Source organism: Succinivibrio dextrinosolvens, assembly GCF_900116345.1.
Classification (GTDB): domain Bacteria; phylum Pseudomonadota; class Gammaproteobacteria; order Enterobacterales; family Succinivibrionaceae; genus Succinivibrio; species Succinivibrio dextrinosolvens_B.
The window spans coordinates 1-19,612 of the sequence record NZ_FPAH01000033.1 but is presented as its reverse complement, the minus strand read 5'-3'; the positions used below and the strand labels follow the sequence as shown (position 1 = coordinate 19,612).

The 19,612-nt window shown below is 40.5% G+C and carries 11 protein-coding genes; 8 read left to right on the top strand and 3 right to left on the bottom strand.

What is annotated here, in order from left to right; translation table 11 throughout:
* Window positions 1-101: 101 nt before the first annotated feature.
* Window positions 102-686, top strand: a complete 585-nt coding sequence (locus tag BM308_RS09745; RefSeq protein ID WP_083425534.1) for a flavodoxin — start codon at window positions 102-104, stop codon at window positions 684-686.
* A gap of 213 nt (window positions 687-899) precedes the next feature.
* A complete protein-coding gene (locus BM308_RS09740; protein ID WP_074944848.1) occupies window positions 900-1,571 on the top strand; it encodes a type III secretion system chaperone in 672 nt (223 codons plus the stop codon).
* Between the two features lie 179 nt (window positions 1,572-1,750).
* Here the strand turns inward: BM308_RS09740 and BM308_RS09735 are convergent, their stop codons facing one another.
* From BM308_RS09735 to BM308_RS09725, 3 genes are read right to left on the bottom strand one after another with little or no spacing between them, the layout of a single operon-like run.
* Window positions 1,751-2,953, bottom strand: a complete 1,203-nt coding sequence (locus BM308_RS09735) for a sodium/glutamate symporter (RefSeq protein WP_083425533.1) — start codon at window positions 2,951-2,953, stop codon at window positions 1,751-1,753.
* A gap of 9 nt (window positions 2,954-2,962) precedes the next feature.
* On the bottom strand, window positions 2,963-4,021 hold the full coding sequence (locus tag BM308_RS09730) for a TAXI family TRAP transporter solute-binding subunit (protein ID WP_074944847.1): 1,059 nt from the start codon (window positions 4,019-4,021) through the stop codon (window positions 2,963-2,965).
* Between the two features lie 48 nt (window positions 4,022-4,069).
* The gene (locus BM308_RS09725) at window positions 4,070-9,442 is read right to left on the bottom strand and encodes a hypothetical protein (protein WP_143098599.1); all 5,373 of its coding nucleotides are present in this window, start codon (window positions 9,440-9,442) and stop codon (window positions 4,070-4,072) included.
* Between the two features lie 512 nt (window positions 9,443-9,954).
* On the opposite strand from BM308_RS09725, the gene BM308_RS09720 reads away from it, so the two are divergent.
* The 6 genes from BM308_RS09720 to BM308_RS13675 form a co-directional block, all read left to right on the top strand.
* Window positions 9,955-11,028 carry a hypothetical protein gene (locus tag BM308_RS09720; protein ID WP_074944844.1) on the top strand — a complete coding sequence of 358 codons (1,074 nt, stop codon included), beginning with the start codon at window positions 9,955-9,957 and terminating at the stop codon, window positions 11,026-11,028.
* A 21-nt stretch (window positions 11,029-11,049) separates the two neighbouring features.
* The gene (locus BM308_RS09715) at window positions 11,050-11,703 is read left to right on the top strand and encodes a hypothetical protein (RefSeq protein WP_074944842.1); all 654 of its coding nucleotides are present in this window, start codon (window positions 11,050-11,052) and stop codon (window positions 11,701-11,703) included.
* Window positions 11,696-12,712 (top strand): type III secretion system cytoplasmic ring protein SctQ, encoded by a 1,017-nt coding sequence (sctQ, locus tag BM308_RS09710; protein ID WP_074944841.1) that lies wholly within the window; start codon window positions 11,696-11,698, stop codon window positions 12,710-12,712. The genes BM308_RS09715 and sctQ overlap by 8 nt, the downstream gene beginning before the upstream one ends.
* A 52-nt stretch (window positions 12,713-12,764) precedes the next feature.
* Complete coding sequence (sctR, locus tag BM308_RS09705) at window positions 12,765-13,370, top strand: type III secretion system export apparatus subunit SctR (protein WP_373604448.1); 606 nt, start codon at window positions 12,765-12,767, stop codon at window positions 13,368-13,370.
* A 396-nt stretch (window positions 13,371-13,766) separates the two neighbouring features.
* A complete protein-coding gene (locus tag BM308_RS09700; RefSeq protein WP_074944838.1) occupies window positions 13,767-19,295 on the top strand; it encodes a hypothetical protein in 5,529 nt (1,842 codons plus the stop codon).
* 181 nt (window positions 19,296-19,476) lie between these two features.
* Window positions 19,477-19,612: helix-turn-helix domain-containing protein (locus BM308_RS13675; protein ID WP_177214440.1), on the top strand; the 136-nt coding region annotated here is incomplete at its 3' end.

The window sequence follows — 19,612 nt, the reverse complement described above, 5'->3', positions numbered from 1 at the left end:
TTGTAGCTGTGCTGTTTCTCTGCTGAAATTGCTCATCTATTAAAGAATGTGTTCTTCTCTCCGGTATTCTTTTGGAGCGAGGGGCAGTTTGGAGTTTTAAAATGGTTTTTAAAAGATTCTTTTCTCTGGTTGTTTCAATCTTTACTGCAGGCATCTTATTCTGGACTTCACCTGCCTTTGCAAAATCTCTTACAGTTTATTTCTCCAAGGCGGGCGAAAACTATTCTGTGGGAGAGGTCCAGGAGGGCAATACTGCCAGACTTGCAAAGCTTATAGCGAAGACAACTGGATCTGATATTGCCGAGATTATTCCTGAAAATGAATATCCAATGGATATTAAGACTTTAACCGAAGTTTCAAAGCAGGAATTTGAATCTAAAGCCAGACCTGTCCTAAAGGATAATCCTGATATCAGCGGATATGATGAAATCTACCTCGGAACTCCGGTCTGGTGGGCAGATATGCCAATGGTTGTCTACACTTTCCTTGAATCTCAGGATTTTAAAGGAAAAACTATTCATCCTTTCATTACTCATGAAGGAATGGGCCTGTCTGCAATTGATAGAAAAATAGCGGAAGTAACTGGAGCCAAAGTCGGTCCTTCTCTGGTGATGAGAGGTACTATGGCTCAGAAAGCTGATGAAGAGACTCAGTCTCATGTAGATGAGTGGCTCAAGCAGAAGTGATGTATTTGTTGTTTCTATTTTTGTGAAGAAATAACAACAGAGAGAACTTTGAAAAGCAAAACTAATTCTGTGGAAAAAAGCGGAGTCCTCTCTGTTTTCCTGCATAAACGTTGAGCCTATATCCCAAAATGAGAGCTGAATTTTGGAGAAGTATTTTAATTAAGCCTAAAATCTAAGATAGCTTCAGAACACTAAGAGTACTAAGGACTTTCCATGAATATAGAACAGATCAATAAGCTTATTGAAACAATGTCTTCTCCTAAGCTTTCTCAATTTGACAGCAATGGAATGTCCAGTACTCTTCTGCCTGAAGGTGATTATCTACATATGAGCTTCAGAGAGATATCTGTAATGCTCTATATGCGCTGTGAGACCTTAGGGGAGAAATCTGTAGTTAATCCTGAAATGTTCGAGAGTCTGCTTTCTCTTAATATGTTCGGTGGACGTTATCACAACATTAGATTAACCTATGACAGGGATACTACTGTTTTGTGGTTATGTCATGACATAATGCTGGATACATGCACTCCGGATTCCTTTCTTTCAGATTTAAAGTTCTTCATTCAGGATGGAAACCATTTCAGAGACTTTTTAAATGATAAAATTCTTGACGTGGTTTTAGGGGCTAACCGAGCTTCTGTACAATCTTCTGTTCAAAACAAGCAGGCATCTGCTACTGCAACTGCTCATAGTACTTCGAGTTCAACAGCTTCGGCCTCTGCACAGTCTAGTTCTGCCAGAACCTATAATGCCTTTGATGAGCCTTCTACTCCTGTTGATAATGCAGCTACCGAAATTCTTTCTGGAAGAAGTGCAATTCCTGAGACTGAAGAAGACGGCATGATCAGTGTTATGGTTGCACAGAGCATGTTTATGATGGCCTAGATCAATTATCGATTTCTTTGTCTTGAATCATTTTCAAACATCTGTAAGGCTATTTTCATGATAGTCTTATTCTCTAATGCCGAAAAATCTCATTATGTTGTAATTGATGTTGTTTTGTGTGAGACTGCTGCCCACTCAGATCCTGTCTGAAACAGGATCTGATTTGAAAAGCTAAATGCCTAAAGCAGCAAGAGAATAACGTAGATAACTATGCTGTTCAGAGTATCGGCAAGCAGAGTTCCTACAATAGGAATCAGCAGGAAGGATTTTATAGATGGTCCGTATTTTCCAACCAGCACCATCATGCTGGAAATTGCACTGGAGGATGCTCCCAGACCGAATCCGCAGGATGCTGCAGAGATAATAGCTGCGTCATAATCCTTTCCTGTTATTCTGAAAATCACAAAGAAAGCAAAAGCAGTAATCAGCACAAACTGTAGGATAAAGATGACAATCTGGGTGAAGTTGATTACAGAAAGCTGCCAGATGGCGATATTCATAAAATCAATTGCCAGGAATAGGGACAGGCTCAGGGCGCCGATATAATTAAGCTCAACAGGATAGACCTGAAGTTGGCCTGTAACATCTCCTATATTGCGGATTACGATTGCTACAAACATGGCTCCTATGTAATCTGGCAGCACTGGCCCGAAGAGAGCCAGTACGTCGCAAAAAGCCATTCCAAGACCCATTATAATGAGTATTCTGTAGATTACCTTTGCAAGCTTGGCCTGGAATGGAAGCTCAGGTGTTTTCTTTTGGGCATTTGCTTTTGCGTTATGATTTTCCTTTGATGGTTCTGTGTTTGCTTTAAGATCATATTTTTTTATGATGTAACGGCCAAGAGGACCTCCAAGCAGGGCAGAGATGATAAAGCCCAGAGTACACATTCCATAGGTCAGGTTCTGGCCGTTTTCAAGTCTTAAATCCTCAAGTACAGGTCCAACTATTTCAGCAACACCATCACCGCCCATCATTGAGATTGAGCCTGCTGTCAGAGCATTGAGCATATCTCCTCTGAATATAAAGGCAGTGCCCAAGGCGACCAGATTCTGCAGCACAATCAGGACGAATACACATACCACCAGAATAACCAGAGTCAAAAAGCTTTTTCTGAGAATTCTGAGATCAACCTGGAGTCCGATGGTGGTGAAGAAGACCACCATGCACAGATCTTCAATGGTTTTATTAAAGGCAAAGGCGTACCCGCAAAGATAGAAGATGTAGTTAATCAGTGCAATCACCAGTCCGCCTATAACAGGGGAGGGAATGCAGTATTCCTCAAGAAAAACAATTCTTTTCTTCAGGAACATGCCTAAAAACAGAACCACAACGGCAAGGGCTACGGTTTCAAACAGATCGAGATTTATAATTTGCATCATAATAATTCCTTAGTCCTGTCCGGCGATTAGATTCATCTTAATAATTGATTCGACAACTTCCGTGGCCTTAACGTTAATTCCTTTTTCCTTGAAGAATTCATGAGCTCCTTCATGGAAGCCTACGTTATGTAATGTCTTACCTGCATGGAGAATCTGTTTTTTATATTCCTCCTGACTCAAGGTCTTATCACCCATAATACCTTTTTCTAGGAGTTCAGATACTGTTTTATCATCAAGGTAGATACTTGCCATCATCAGGACCTCCATATCCAGGGTCCTGATGTCTATACCTATATCCGGATAGGTATCCGCACTGATTTCTCTCTGGGAATAACAGGAATCGGAGGCTACAAGATCATGAATCTTATCTCTTGGAAGTGATAGCATCCTAACCTTGTTCTCCTTGGAGAATTTCAGAAGTGTATCTGAGGGAACTCTGTCAAAGATGAAGGCTATATCCGCTTTTTTCTCTTTGATCCTGTTAAGGGCATCCTCTACACTGGCGAAGGCAGTATTCAGTTTCACATCATCGTTTTTTACAGTGTTGGATCTTAGAACCTGTTCACAGATTACCTTAGAATAGGTATCATCACTGCCTATAACCAGATGACTGCTGTAGATATCAGTGACTTCATCGATAAGAGAATCATCCATGATCACAATATGCAGCGTTTTGTCATATACATCTGCAACTGTCGCGAAATTTTCCTTGATTTCATCTCCATCATTCAGCACGTTATAGTTCTTGTCAGTAAATCTGCCGATGGTCTCAGCAGAGCTTTCTTCGGTCTCGACTTTAAGTGCTGAATCTAAGGCGGTCCCCTCAACCAGGGATAGATCCAGAAGAACGTAGTTTAGAAGTCTTACTGACGCTCCTGAGTTTTTTGTATATACAGGCTTTAATCGGATTGTGCTCTGATTGCTTTCAAGCTGTTCGTTCAGTTTAGCAACATAAGCCTCATAACTGCTGCCCGGTGCTCCAACTCCAACTCTGAGCACGTTTTTACCCTCATCAGAGCATCCTGCCAGAATACCTGCACACAGAAGTAATGTCAGTATTTTTTTCATAGGATCAATTTACCTTAACTTAATCAGCATCAAATCTTCTTCTCTCTTTTATAGTTCATTCTTAACAATGGTTAAAAGAGTATTTCCATTAGCTGTAGTCTTGGATGAATAGCTGAGCATTCCTCCTGAGACCTTCTTTAGCCAGTCCATATATTCAATCTTGTTTTCTGAGCCTTTCAGCTCAACGCTGAAGGATGAGAACTCATAGTTCTGTTTTACCTTGTCCGCCTCTTTAGCAAGAGCCTTAGGATCGTGGGCGAATTTTTCAATAACATCATCCTTAAATTTCATCTCAAATGTGACATTAAGAATCTGCTCGTTTTCATTTGCCTCTTTAAGCTTCTCTGACAGGGTATCATTTAAAAGCCCTGCCTCTTTGAGTTTATCAAGATGCTCATCCTTCAGACGGTTGCTTACTGTTTTGTCGGTTGCATAATCAATTGCACCGGTGACATCTGAAACATGTACCGTATGGAAATTCTCGATATAGTCGATACCAAGAGCTTCTGCCGGTTTACTCAGAGCATTACCGATGGCAGTATTTACCTTGTCAACAGCCTCATAGGCCTTTTTTAAAGGCTCAACCTCATCTGCAACCTTATCAACTGTATTTTCTTTTATATTCTTAATCTTGTCGGAAAATTCAAAGGCGGTAAAGCCGAGGTTCATCGTCCATTTACGGTGTTTCTCCGTAGTGACGCCTGAGTTGTCTACTATGGTCTTGGTATCGTATCCAAGATTAGTCTCAAGTTCGACCTTACCTAAGGTTCCATTGGAGAGTATTCCATTGGCAATAGGATGATCCTTGGCGAATTTCTCGTCGGGATCTACTCCTTCTATCTTGGCGTTATCTTCAATTTCCTTGCCGTATGCAGCCCATTTAGCAACATTACCGATATCTGCAGAAGCATTTAAACCTCCTGAAACTGTTCCGCTGGTACCGGCTGAGGCTGATTCTGATAGTTTGACATCATTGCTGCTGAGCTGACCTGTAAACATCTTGCAGACGAATACCGCCGCCTCGTCATCAGAATCGAATTTCAGATTTAGAACTTTGCCTAATCCTCCCTTAATTCCAAGCTCGGCTGAAGCTCCGGCTGCCTGAAGCAGATCAACATTCGCCTCAACTCCAACACCTGCAAGAGTATTGGTATTGATGCTTATTGACAGCTTTCCATCCTCGTCGCGATTGAAGACTACACCTGAGTTTTTCAGAAGAGAAAGACTCATATTCAGTGATACCACTCCGTTTTCGGTGAGGGTTCCGCCTGTAACTGTATCAATGGCTTTGAGCGGATCGAACTTGAAAGACATATCCTTGCTCTTGTCCACGTATTTGACAGTGTCAGGAGTAATGGAGTTAATCATTTCCTTTACACAAGGCAGGTATTTTTCAAAGTTCTGGTTTCTACGCTGTGTTTCTGTATAGTCTCCTTCAAAGCGATCAATAACACGGGACTGAATTGTGGAGACAACACTAAAGAGTGTGTTTTTAAGAATACTCCAGCCTCGGGCGATCATGTGATCTTTCTTGCCTTCAATCAGCTTCGCTCTGGTCAGCATATCTGCAAGGTTGGCATCAACACCTCTTTGAATGAGCGCCTTTCTCATTGCATTTTCAATGCGGGCTTTTTCTTCATCGCTTGTGGAATCACTCTTGTAGGCCTCAAAAACTTCGTTTCTGCCTGAATAGCCTAAAGATGCAGCGGCGTAACTTCCTGCCAGTCTTACAATGGCGCGAACATTTCGGTCTCCCAAAAGCTTTTCGCCTAAAGCCTGAGCCTGTTCGTTCTGAGATTTTTCATAAAGGGCAGATTTTTTACTCAAACTTCCGACATTTTTTTTGTAGTCGGAGGTAAATGAATCTGTAACCTTCTTAAGAACTCCACTATCGAGTTTAGTGTCCTCGCCGAAGGCTGTTTTCAGGGTATTAACAGTGGTCTCCAGAGGATCACTGCTGCTGGTGGCATAGGTAAGAACTGCATCTGCCTGAGAAGTGTTCTCTGCTGTCAGATGTTTTGCTATGAATTCATCCAGCTTCTTCTCAAAATCCTGTCCTTCTGCCTTACCCAGTTCTCGGAGATCTGAACTGAACTGTGTTGGTTTGCTGTCACGAGGATCTGAGGATACAAAAGAATTGGTATCCACATTCATTTTCAGAAGCTTAAGACTGTTTATAAGCTCTTTCTTCTCTGAAGATGAAAGTTTCTGATTTTCATCTGTTGCCTTAATGAAGGCATTAAGATTCTTTCTCTTCAGTCCAGCGTTTACTGCCAGATTGTTAAGAATAAGATTCTTTACAGATTTAAGATCCTTATCATCACTGTTAAGACTGCCGTTTAAAAGATTCTGCAGCTTTGAATCTATTTCAACACTTTTCTCAAAGGTCAGGTTCTGAGCTTCCTTTAGAGTTTTCTCAGAGGTATTGCCTTTGTCCTTTATATATTTTGCGCCTTCATCCTTGGCAACAAACTGGGCATAGCTGTCACCGTGACGCATGAGGGTAATCTCAACATATTTATTGATCGCGAGCTTTGCAGTCTTGGTTAAAGGTACACTTTTACCCTGATTTGAGATTATCTCGGTAAGATCGGCCAGTGCAGCATCGCATTTCTGGTAGAATTGCTCGACTTTATCATCGGAGAATTCCTTCGATGGAGGCATGCTAATACCAGAGATCTCCATAAGATTTCTTTTGCCTATGTACTGATTGAGTTTGATGGCAAAATCCTTCTCTTCAGGGCTGAACTTCAGATTCTCTGTGGAGTTTATGCCCATCTCTTTGAGATCTTTCTTTGGGAGCTTGGAAATATCATCTACAAGGTTGTCTCTTAAGGTAATAAGAGTTACTGCTATATCCTGACCCTTTGGCTTCTCACCCGGCTGCAGTCCCTGTGCTTCTAAAAGCTTTGAGACAATAGGATTCTGCAGTGCTGTATTCTTCTCCTTTATTGTATTGGCGTATTTTTCGCTCATACCTTTGTATTTGGAGTTGATTCCGTCTAGTAGCGCACCTTTGTCAATTGCTACCTTTAGGAGCTCATCCTGTGTCTTGATGTTATCAAACTGACGGGTGCCTCCGGTTATAATAGAGGAGTTTATGAAGGTCAGCTCCTTTCTCATTTCATCTAAAGCCAGCTGAATCTTTCCCTTGGTACTCTCTTTGCCCAATGCCTCAAGAATATCTGTGTTGTAGTTACTCATGGCATTTAGCTTTTCAGTAATGACTTCAAGATTCTGCTGCTGCTCTTCTTTTCTGAAAAGTCCTGTGGACTGTGTGACCATTCGGTCACGAACTTCCTGAGAAAGGGAGTTTTTAAATTCCAGTTGGGCTTTGTAGCCTGTAGATTTATTTTCCTTTACCAGCTCCTTGATTGGCGAGGAGTCTTCAGTACTTATTGAGAAGACTCTCTTAGGAACCTTATTTATCTCTCCTTTCTCCAGTTTTTCTGACATTTCGGCGTGGTAGGCACTGTGAAGCAGGGTATTCCATACAACATCAAGATGAGGCAGTTTGCCTGCAACTGCACTGTCAAGAACTCTCTTTAAGGTAGCAGAATCGATATCCTTGATATTGGAGTTGACTATCTTGTGAAGATCAAGATTGATTTGCTCGTCAGCTAAAAGTTTAGGGGTGGCCTTTAGCTCCTCAGGTGTAGGCGGAACAGCTTTTAAATCCAGATTGTTCTGTTTTAAATCTAATGCAGCAGCCTGTTTTACAAGGTTCAGATTGAGGTATTTGCCACATTTCTGCACCACCTTCTCATCCGAGCTGTGGCACAGATAACTGCCCATGGCCGCAAAGGCGGTATAAATACTTTTATCATTAGTGTTTACTGATGCAAGCTTATCCACAAAAGCATTTCCTTGGGCAGGATCATCAAGACATCTGCAGAAGTTATCTAAAACCTCCGTGGACTTGTCGCCCATAGACTTTGGATTATTCTTAATGTCATCTGCTGACAGACTGCCAGAGAGCAGGGCAAAGCCTTTGAAATCAAAACGGGCCTGACCTAGGATATTCATAAGTTCAGAGAAGTTATTCTGAAGCTTTGGATCTGAGCTGATTTTTCCCATTAGATTTCTAAGGGCGATAAGATTTGGGGTTTCGGTAAGACCGTCTACCCCAATCTGCAGTTTGGTAAGATTCAGACTGATGATTTTTGCAAGAGGATTGGCATGCTCCGGTAGCAGATGTCTATGAATCTCATCTGCAATTTTTGTAAGCTCTGATGCCAGATTTGCATTTGAGACAGGATTGTCCACCAGACTTACAATTCTGGCACCTATTCTGTCAAAGGCTCTTCTTGAATGAGCTTTAAGCTTGTCTAAAAGGAAGGTATTGCCGTTTGCTTCATTTTCTACTCTTGCAGCAAGAGTCTTAAGAGAGCTACCCTTTATATTTGCGGAAGCAAGATAGGACTCTATGTCCTGATGAAGTTTTACAACCTCATCAAATTTAGGCTCAAGTTCGTTCTTGAGTTCCCTGAACTGGGAGCTTGTCTCCTCATCAAGATGTACACAGGAGTTGACTCCGCAGTATGGGGAGACTCCAAGGCTGGTGTTATTCTGTGTAAAACGCAGTTCTGTTGCTTTGAATGTATCTGGATTAAAGCTTTTTAAATTGTTCTGGAAGCTCTTTAGCTCATCACTGCGTTTCTTTATATCCTCCATAGCATGCTGTTTGTTTTGAGTAATGGCGCTGGTTTGAGATTTCAGTTTTTTTATGTCATCAGCACAGCTGTTTTTTACATCATCAGGTAGCTTATCAAGAATATCCAAAACCTTCTTTTCTGTCTTTGAACAGCCTTTTGGTCCTTCAGCTATATGCTCTGCCAGTGCGCACTGTATTTCCTGCAGAACTGAATTTGGTAATTTTCCTGCAGCCTTTTCCTCTGTCCCGATCTGGAATTCTGCTGTCATCATAAAGGCAGATATGAGATCAAGGTAGGCTCTCTGCGCATTTGACGTGGTGCTCTTGTATAACATGCCCATGTTATTTAAGCTGTTTTCAGACTTGAGAATATCAAGGCATTTTTCTTTAAACTTCAGGTCGCACTCTGAGGCTTCCATCTGCGTCTTCTGCAGATTTACATTCTTATTGCTGAATACCGAATTAACAAGAGATTTTTTAATATGTAAAAGAAAGAATTTCTTATCGAACTTCTCAATACCGGCAGAGTTACCGCTGGAATTAAGCTTATCCATCAGGTTTTTTAGTCTATCCTTTGGATCTTTTCCGCTGATGATATTTGCTGTCTGTTCTGTTTTGCTATCAAGTTTCTGGTTTAATGAAAGAGCATCATTAAGAGTTTTATCATCTGGCTTAGGTTTGTTATCGACTTTTACATTCTGATTATCCTGATTATGTGTCTGGATTTGTCCTGGTTCAATCCTATTTTTAATAGAAAAATCGCTCATACCCTGATCCCTCAGATGTTTCATTTTTCAGTCTTATTCTGTAGGCAGAACAGCAGAAACAAGTCAGTAGATTCTGCTGAAATAAAACAGATTTATCAGACGCTACAATTAATTATTGAATTCAACCTATAGATGTTCTAGTTACTTTTTCTAGCTTTGAGATTAAGGTCAATAACAATTCCCATTAGTGTGATTTATGCTTAAAAGTATTATCAAGAACAGCAGTGATTATTTTGTGAAAGGTAGAAGTTAATTTTCAGAAGTATATTTCTGACAGAGCATCAGTCTTTATGAAGTTAAAAAAAAACTAGGCCTGTCAGCTGTGTTTGTAAACAAATTCAATACTTGCTTCTGGTCAATGCCGTAGTTCAAAAAATTAGAACTACGCCGAATAATCAGAAGATTTTTGACAATTTTTTTGTCTATGTAGTATCAAGCAATCCTAAATTTTTTTTTCTTATATATAATAACGTTAGTGAATTGTTTATTATTTGTATTTTGAGCTTAAAAAAATGTACATTCAAATAAAAAAATCAAACAATACCCAGTACGTATATCTAGTTGAGTCTTTCAGAAAGGACGATGGTTCTATCGGCCATAGAACTCTCAACAAACTTGGCAAGTTAGATGATCTTCTTAAAGATGATCCTAATGCGCTGGAAAATCTGAAAAGAGATGTTAAAGCCAAGTCTGCTGAATTAAAGGGCGCCATCAAGAAAGATGTGGTTACCCGTCTTAATTCCATGGCTAAAAGTTCAAGACTTAAAAAGTTTGAGAACGGCTTCCCTCAGGTTAACTATGCATACGCTATCTTTAACCATATTTGGTCAGACATTCTTAAACTTGACTACCGTCTGAACTATCTGCAGTCAAGATATCATGCAAAACTGAAATACTCCTTATCTGAAGTAATTCTTGCAAATCTGGTTATTTCAATTCTTGGTTACGATGATGAGAACAGCGAACTCATCTATGGTCCGGATCTAGGCTTTTTAGGCTGTAACTACACTCCTGAGCAGCTTAAGGAATATCTTGCAAATTCTCAGGATATTCTGAATGAAGAATCTATGTATATGCTGCGATTCATTGTTAAGCAGCTGTCTGCTGAATACGATATGGACTTCCTAAGTTCATCCATGAGTCAGTCAGGTCTAAAGCTTGATACTGATACTCTTGAGAAACTGCAGATGTCTGGTTCAGAAACCTCTATCAGCAAGGAAGAACTTATCTTTACCAAGACCGCACGCTTTAATCAGATGTCCAGCTATTTAAGACTTATTATGATGAAGATCATCAGATTCAAGCTGGAACAGCAAACAAAAGAAAGCTATGACTATGCTGAAATAAGAACTGCCTTAAGAGAGGCTATCGTTCTTGTTGATTATCCTCTGGTTGAAGGTGAAAGCTTCCTTTATGTAAAGAGAAACAACGGCAAGAATGTTATTTTAATGAATAAGATTCTGAAGGCTATGGGCATGAGTCCTCTGTTTAACGTTCAGGACAAGACCGAGCTTGGTCATCGTCTGCATCTGAAGTTAAAGGAAGACAGCAAGATTGTTCCAAACTTCATTATGAAAAAGATTTAAGCTAGAAGAAAGAGGTTTATCATGAGGGTTCAGGGGTTATCTTCAGATGGTTCTTCTGCACCTGTTGCAGACAGCAAGGATGATTTAAAGACAAGGGGTGACGACTACTGGTCTAAGCAGAAAAAAGAACAGTTCGAGAAGGAAATGACCCGTAAGGAAGGAGCTGGCTCTGAGAAGAATAATGCTGATGGTCAGAAGAAGGATTCCGATCTGTCTTCAATGTTTTCTTCCTTTGCCAAGCAGGCTAGCTCCATGACAAGCTCATCTGTTAATGCAGCTACCCAGAGTTCTTCTGTTGGAACTCAGACCGAACTGCAGCAGCTGGTGACATCTCTTGTGGATAAGATTCTGGTTTCTCAGCCTCGCCTTGATGGTGCCCATCAGGTTATGCTACAGCTGAATGATACTGTACTTACCAATACACAAATCACCTTGACTCGTGATATCAGTGGCATGCTTTTTGTGAATATCGTATCCTCCGATCCTATTTCCTTCAAAAAGCTGATGGCTACCAAGGATATGCTTGAGGCTGATCTGGATACTCATGAAAAGAATGCCTTCAGAGTAGAAGTTTCCTTTGATGGTATTGATACCGAAGGTGTCCACAACGATATCAGAGGTATGGCTCAGAACAGTGATGCCGTTCTGAAAGACGGAGATAATGATAATGTCTGAACCAGTTCCTTATGAGATTGCGCCTCTTTCTGTATCCCAGGCCAGACTTTTCAATGCAATAAATGCTGCGATGGGGACTGGTGCGGCCTTTAAGTTCAGTCCTCTTAGTGTCTATGATTCTGAGGAAGTGGTTAGCGCCTTCCTTAATATCAATGGAGCTATTCTGAAAGTATCTGCTCTGTCTGATGATTTTCTAAATGAGGATCCTCTCTTAAAGGATATCAACCCAAGATCACTGCCATTTGAACTTTTATCTGCAAGTCTGGAAATGGTATTTAACAGGGAAATAGAGTATCTGTCATCCAAGGTAAATGCCTATATTACCTTCTGTGATCCTCCTGTTTCATTCACTTCAGTTTTTGAGCTTTACTGCACTCTGAATCATGAAACCTGCTCCATTCCTCTGAAAATTGAGATTCCAAATGATGAGGCTGCCTTTAATCTTGCCCATATGTTTGAAAATCTTGAGAAGAACGTAAATGAAGGGCTGGTCCACAACCTTGGTGTAGAGCTTGGTTTTGACATCGGTTATGTGACTCTTAAAACCCGCGACCTCAAGAATCTTGCTTGCGGTGATATTCTGATCCCGGATGTCTATCTTTTTGATTCCAATCTTGCCTATGCGAAGATTGGAAACAAATGTCTGGTTTTTGAACTTGCAGAGGGGCAGGGTATTTTTAAAGGCATAAAAACAGTTGCAAACGAGGAGAATATAAACAATATGAGCGATAATACTCAAGATATGTCAATGAATGAAGGCGCTTCTCAGATAGATGAAACTGGTACAGTTAATACAGATGATCTTAATTTTGATGTTGCCTTTGAGGTTGACAGAAGATCTCTTACCTATGATGAGGTTTCAACCTTAAAGCCTGGTTCTGTTCTAACTCTATCATGTTCTAAGCAGTCTCCTGTTTCTATTAAGGTTAATGGAAAGATTGTGGGCTCTGGTCGCCTTGTCGATCTTGGAGATAGCATTGGTGTTCAGGTTACCGAACTAAAGAGCTGATTTTATGGGAACTGATTTTAATCATTTTAACTTTCTTGTCCTTATGGCCGTAATGGGCATTATGCCTATTCTGGTCACAGTAGTTACTTCCTACTGCAAGATTGTTATTGTTCTCTCTCTAATCAGAAATGCTCTGGGTGTTCAGCAGACTCCTCCTGGTATGGTGCTTGCTGCTCTGTCCATGATTTTATCTGTATTCATCATGGCTCCTGTAGGTAAGCAGATTGTAGAAGATCTTGACGGAGTTCAGCTTCAAAATAAAGGCATCATTGAGCTTGTTGAGGATATAAATACCTATTCAAAGCCTCTGAAGGATTTTATGATCGTGAATACGGATGTGCGTATCACTAAAACCTTTGTTAATGCCGCTAAGAAGATCTGGCCTGAGGAGATGAGAAATTCAATTGAACAGGACAATTATCTGTTCGTTATTCCTTCTTTTGTGATTTCTGAGCTGACAAAGGCTTTCCAGATTGGCTTTCTGCTTTATCTTCCTTTTATTGCCATTGACCTGATTATATCCAACATCCTCCTGGCTATGGGTATGATGATGGTGTCGCCAATGTCTATTTCTCTGCCTTTCAAGCTGATGCTGTTTGTGTCACTTGACGGCTGGCTGAAACTTACTCAGGGACTTATGTACAGTTACTCGTACTAGTTCTTTTGTATCTCTATTTTGTGTCAGAGCTTTGGGCTAGGTCCTGAAGCCTGATGCTGTTCTGAAAAATCTGGTTTAACCTCCGGATTACTTCTTCTGTCAGAAAAGATAAACAATTGTTGTTCTTCTAACTGTCTTCTCTTACAGCTTCTAATTATCTGGATTATTTTTCACAAATCTTGAAATAATGCTTTTTAATCATATACGAACCTGCTTGTTTATCATTTTTTAAAAGTAAAACACGTTCTTGATTCTGTAATTAATATATCTACATTTATTTATCAATAAAAGCGTGCTTATCTTCACATATGTTTTTATAAGTAGTTCCATAACTCATAAAATAATTTATTATATATAAGAGTAGTTCTCATATTAGATAGTACTGAGGATAGGATTATGTCAGAAAGAATCAATAACAATGGTATTGGAAATGTAAACCAGAATAATAATGTTAATCAGAACAATGATGTCAATCAGCAGAATGATATTGTTCAGCGCCATTCTGCACCTAATCCTAATGTGAATTCTCTAACTAATAACCTGAGACTTCAGAATAATGTTGTCAATAATCAGATTGTTAATCAGCAGCATCAGGGCGGAAATATTCTGGAGAATGCTCCAAATCTAATGAATGATCCTGTTCTACATCCTGTTGAAAATAATGTTCTTAACTCAGATACGATTCTATCCAATGCCAAGTTGGTTAATAATGGAAATCAGAATATTTCCAATATGGATGACACTCTGTTTGTAACCAATTTTATTCAGCAGACTAACGGCTTCGAGGTCCTACAGAAGACAGGCAAAGAAGCTCCAAATCTTGCTAAACTTCAGTCTCTTGCTTCACAATGCGACCTTGATTTTAAAATCAAGTGTGCAAAGCATTTTAAGTCTACAGATCCAGTTAAGGAAATGCGCGTTCTGTACAATGCATCAAGTAATAATGCTCAGCGTGCATATGTTGATTTACTGTTTGCTCATACTTTTGCTTTTGTTTATGCAGAGGATATCAATTCTCGTCTGCCTCCAGGACAGAAAGATCCTGAGTTGGCTAAAACTCTGCAGGTCCAGATTGGAAAACTGATTGCAGCTTCTTCTACTCAGGAGATAGAGGAGGCTAAAGCAGCTCTTCAGTCTACAATTGCAAACAAAATAATGCTGACTGGAAACCCTCTGATTATCAGTAAGTTTCAGCAGACCGTAAATAGTTTTATTACTGGTCTGGTGGCAAACAAGACAGAAGCCAATGCAAAGATTTCTGAGCTTGCTACAACCTATAACAATGCTGCACGTAATATCTCAAAAGCTGATCCAAATCAGCTTACAGCCAAGACTTCTCTGTTTGTTTCCAATAAGCTGAATAATGGACTTCCAACCCAGTTCGGTACGGTTTCACTCTATGAGTTCTCTGAAGAAAAGAGAGTTGACTATAACTCATTCGTTGAAAACAAGAGAATGATTGACAAGCTTATGAGTGAGAAATATGAGCTTGACAGAATCCTGAAGGATCCAACCTTAAAAGGTTATACTCTGGATCAGATTAAAAACCGTATTGCTACAGAAGCCTATGGTAATGAGCATCTTATGGCTCTTGTGGAAAAATATGAGAATAAGAAGTTTGAAGAGCTTCAGGCTAAGGTTGAACAGCTGTTTGCAAATCCAGGCAAAAATGATGCTTTTGCAAATGTGATGATGTCAGTCTTTAGTGAAATTTCCAGAGATCTGTCAGCTCAGAAGGCTGGTCAGATGATTGATATTCTGAGAAATTCCTTTACAGCTTTTAATCCGGCTGATCATGAGGGCTTTAGTGACAGTCTGAATTTCAAAACACTGAAGGCTCTGGTATTAAAGACTGCAGATAGTCCTGATCTTAAGGCTCAGTTCCCTGAGGTAATCAGACAGTTAGCACTGAACAGATTTAGCTTCAAGGGTTTTACCAATATGTCTGCTCCTGCAAATGCTACAGAGGAACAGAAGATTACTGCCACTGTTAACATGCTAGAAGAGTATGCTAGGGCAGTAAAAGATCCTGCTAAAGCTAAATCTCTTCTGTCAGGAAAACTTCAGTCTGCATTTAATGACAGACATACAAAGTTTGCCTTTGTGAATATGGCCACCTCATTTGCAAGAATTACTTCTGATCCTGCTTTAAAGCAGCAGTGTGGCTATCTGAAGGCCTTTGTCGTTGTCAAGGATACAGTTGAGCTGATAAAACAGGAGAACAATGCTCTTCCAGGCGGTCCTGATTATGGTGCTAATACAGCCGATATTACTGAACTTTTGGATAAGATCAGCCGAGCTGATCTCAATGAGATTAAAGCTGCAGATCTCAAGAAGCTTCTGGAGTACGCTGTTAATGTTCCTTTACCTCAGCTTAATGCCATCTGGAATACTGTACTTTATGCAGCATATCACTCCCATATGGGTGAGCAGATTGCAAGCGGTGCAATTGCAGATGCTCCTTCAAGAGTTTATTCCATCGATGCAGAACCTGATCCTTTTGCAGGTCTAAACGGTCAGCCTGTAAATCCTGGCATTCAGGCTCGAGATGCGTTTATCAATTCTCTTGATGAGAATGTTAGAGCTAAACTCGATGCAACTGGTCAGGGTGTGTTTAGACAAAAAGAACAGATTTCAACTGCCTCTAATTTAGCTCAGAGTCTGAACTCCAAACTTGATGACAAGAAGGCTCTGCAGAGTGTTCTGGTTTCCTCTGATAAGGGCAAGACTCTTCTTGCCTTAAATGAGATGCGTCAGGACATCTACACCTTTGGTGACAAGTGGTCATTTACTGCTTACGATAATATTACAGATCCTGACGAACTGATTAAAATCGGCATCAATAAGAAGAAACTTGCAGAGGAAGTCAACAGAGATGAGAAGCTTACATCTCAATACAAGGCAAAGCTTGACGCTCGTAATGAAGCTATCTGTATGCCAACCATCAACAAACTTCTGTCTGCACAGAAACTCTCTCCAGGTGATGCTGTAAAGGGTGAGAATGTCGCTGTTACCATTTCTCTTTTAAGAGACAATCTTGTTGATGATGCCTCTCAGCTTGATCCTGCAATCCTGAGAAGTTACGGTATTGATAACAAGGACCTTATCACCTTTACAAGAGACGAGATCAGTTTTGCCAAGGATTATGCCGTATATGAGCTCAGAAAGAGAAATAATCCTGAGATTCCTGATGATCCTCGTTTTTCCGATGATAAGGTTCAGGCCTTTAAGCAGAAATGTCTGAATGCTCAGAACAAGCTTGAGGAGATCCTGGCTACTCATGCTAATCAGGAACCTCTATCCAAGGGCGTAAAGCTTCTGATTAACAAATATATGCAGGTGTCTGCTCTGAATAATGCTCCAGCCATTGCAATTATGGATGCTACTGCCAAGTATAGAACAGACCATCCAAATCTTGATTTTGAGCATATGAGTGTTGAAGCTCTTACTGCTATGAATCAGGAGGTTATTGCAAATGCTATTACGGGGCAGGGGCAGTATTTTGATGCTCTAATGAACGGTACTCTGCATACCAAGACTGGATTCCTCAATTCACTGATAAGTGATTTCACCACCAGAATCGGTATGTATGATCTGGACCAGATCCAGAACGTTGCCAAGGCAACTGTAGAGGCTCCACTTTCAGTAGCACAGAAGAAGGAGCTTATAAGTAATCTTAAGATTTTAAACCAGAACATTGATCCAAACTCCTTCAGTGAGGTTCCAGGGGATCCTGAAAACGGTAAGACCGCCTTCAGTCGTGACCTGTTAGAGCTGAATACCGCTTCAGATGAAACCTTTACAGCAAAGCTCAATGCTTTTATCACTAATCATCTGAATCTTGAGAATACAACTACTGCTGACTCTCTGATTGTCTACAAGACTCATGAGAACAGATTTGAAACTGATGCAGCCAAAAACTCAGTAGGTACCGCTTTGTCTGATGCCGCAATGCAGGCTGCAGATGGAAGCAATCTGCAGAAGATTAAGAGTGCCTATATTGGTGGCTATGGAACTGATAAGCGTAATAAGGATGCTGCCGCTCTGGATTTAGAGATTAGTAAAGGTGACTCCGAAGTTCTGGTTCCTATGGCCAATAAGCTTCTGTCCAGAAGTGCTGTCCGTGATGAGCTTAGACTTGCTTCAAGTTACGCTGCTGCGAAGCTTGGTTATGCAAGTAAGACCGATCTGTATTCGGTTTACAAGAATCCAAAGACATCAAGAGTTGAGAAAAGAAAAATTGAGCAGCAGATGATGCAGTGCCTTCAGGTTCGCGGCTTTGACTCCAATATGTCAAGACTGCTGACAAGGGCTAGACTGAGAGAGACCTCAAGTCAGTTTATTCTGACCAAGATGTTCAGAAGTGTGAAGTCTCATTTCTTCTCAGTTTTCAACGATATCAGGGGAATCTACAGATCTGCGAAAATTCTCTTTGGCGGACTGCCTGATGATGAGGCAGCAAAGAGATCACACGATTTCCATGAGTATCTGCCTGCAATGAAGGAAATGGTAAACAGAATCGGAGAAAATGAGATCCGCTATGTTAACCAGAACATGGACTTTAAGGTCAACTTCAATCCTCTGGCCGGTATTGATGCAGTTACCGGAGGTGTACTGAATAAGAATGACCTGATGAAGGTAAAGGCTTCTCTGGCCATAAATTCTAATGCCGCTATGGCCTTCACCAGAAATTCTGATGGAAAGCTGAGCCTCTTCATCAATGCAAGTATCCTTAAGGTCGGTCTTGAGGCAGAGGCTTCATTCAAGCCTGCTATTACCGGCGGTGCCAAGGCTGGCGCAGGAGCAAGTGTTGGCGCTAACCGCGTGCTTGAATTGAAGTTTGACAATGATGATGAAGCCGCCGCCTTCATGTGTAAGATGTATACTGCACAGCTAACCGAGGAGGATGTCCGTCTGGCTTCAGATGCAGCATCTGGAAACTCCTGGAGTATTACCGGAAAGGCTCAGGTTAAAGCTAACCTCAGCAATCTTGTTCAGGGCTTCTTGCATCATGATGAACTTGATGCTATCAACAATGAAAAGGATGATGCTGTTAAGCAGGCTCTGATTGATAAGTATGCAGAGGAGCATCCTCTAATGCAAAATATGGTTAAGTTCACCACGCTTGGTGCACTTGAGTTGTCATACACCTACAATCGAGACTCAAAGACTACAGTCGACAATACCGGGTCAACTCATGAGGTTCGTACCACTCATGAGATCGGAAAGAAGTTCAAGCTATTTGATCTTAATGAAGGTTCTCATAAGATTGATTACTCTAAGCCTGATCTTGGTGCTTCCGAGATGTTCCATGTTAAGGATGCTGTTAATGTTGTAAACGATTTGTATGTTTCACATAAGACATCCAAATTAAACAAGAAGAATCCAAAACAAGCGGAAGAATTTGTTAAGAATGTTAAGAAGGTAGGAGAGGGTATTGATAAGATAAATCAGTTTAATACTTCAATACTTAAATCTGAACATATCCGTACCATCCATACCTCAGCAACTACAGGTATGATTGATCAGGCTACTGATAAGAGTGTTTGTAACAAGCTCACTTCTGATGATCTTGATGAGCTGGAGAGAAGGGGGCTTATCAATACTGGTATAAGAGCAAAGCTTCAGAAGCTTATTGATGATGGAGACATCAGTCAGGTTACTTTTGTAAGAACCATAAAGCCATCTGTATTACATAACTTCAGAAACGATCCAAAACAGCTGGAGAAGGCCTGCTACAATGTAAAAGATAACTTTGTCCTAAGCGATGTGATAATTGAATCTAAGGGAGGTCCTTCTTCAAAGATTACTAATTCTGACTGGCTGAGTGTTGTAAGTGGAGGCTACGCAAGCTTTAAGACTGAGACCAGTTCAAATTCAAATAATGTTCTGAAGATCAGGGCAACTAACCTTCGTTTTGATTAGTCTGTAATTCTCTAAAAGGGCTAATAACAGTTTCGATAAATCTATAAATTGTTTATAAAGTCTACAAAAATTTTGTAGACTTTGTTTTTCTCTGCTTTATTTGATTGTCAGCAGAAGGTAAAATAGTTGGTCTCGTAAATTACTAAAAGAAGCAGCAGAAGCTGACAGGTAACGGAAAAGAATGATTGTAGGACAGGTTATTGAGCTAAAGGCAAACAATAAGTTTTTTACTTATTGTCGTAAGGCATTTGGTGTAAGACGATTTGCCTACAACTGGGCTGTAGCGAAGTTTAAAAAGGACTATGCTGCACACATTG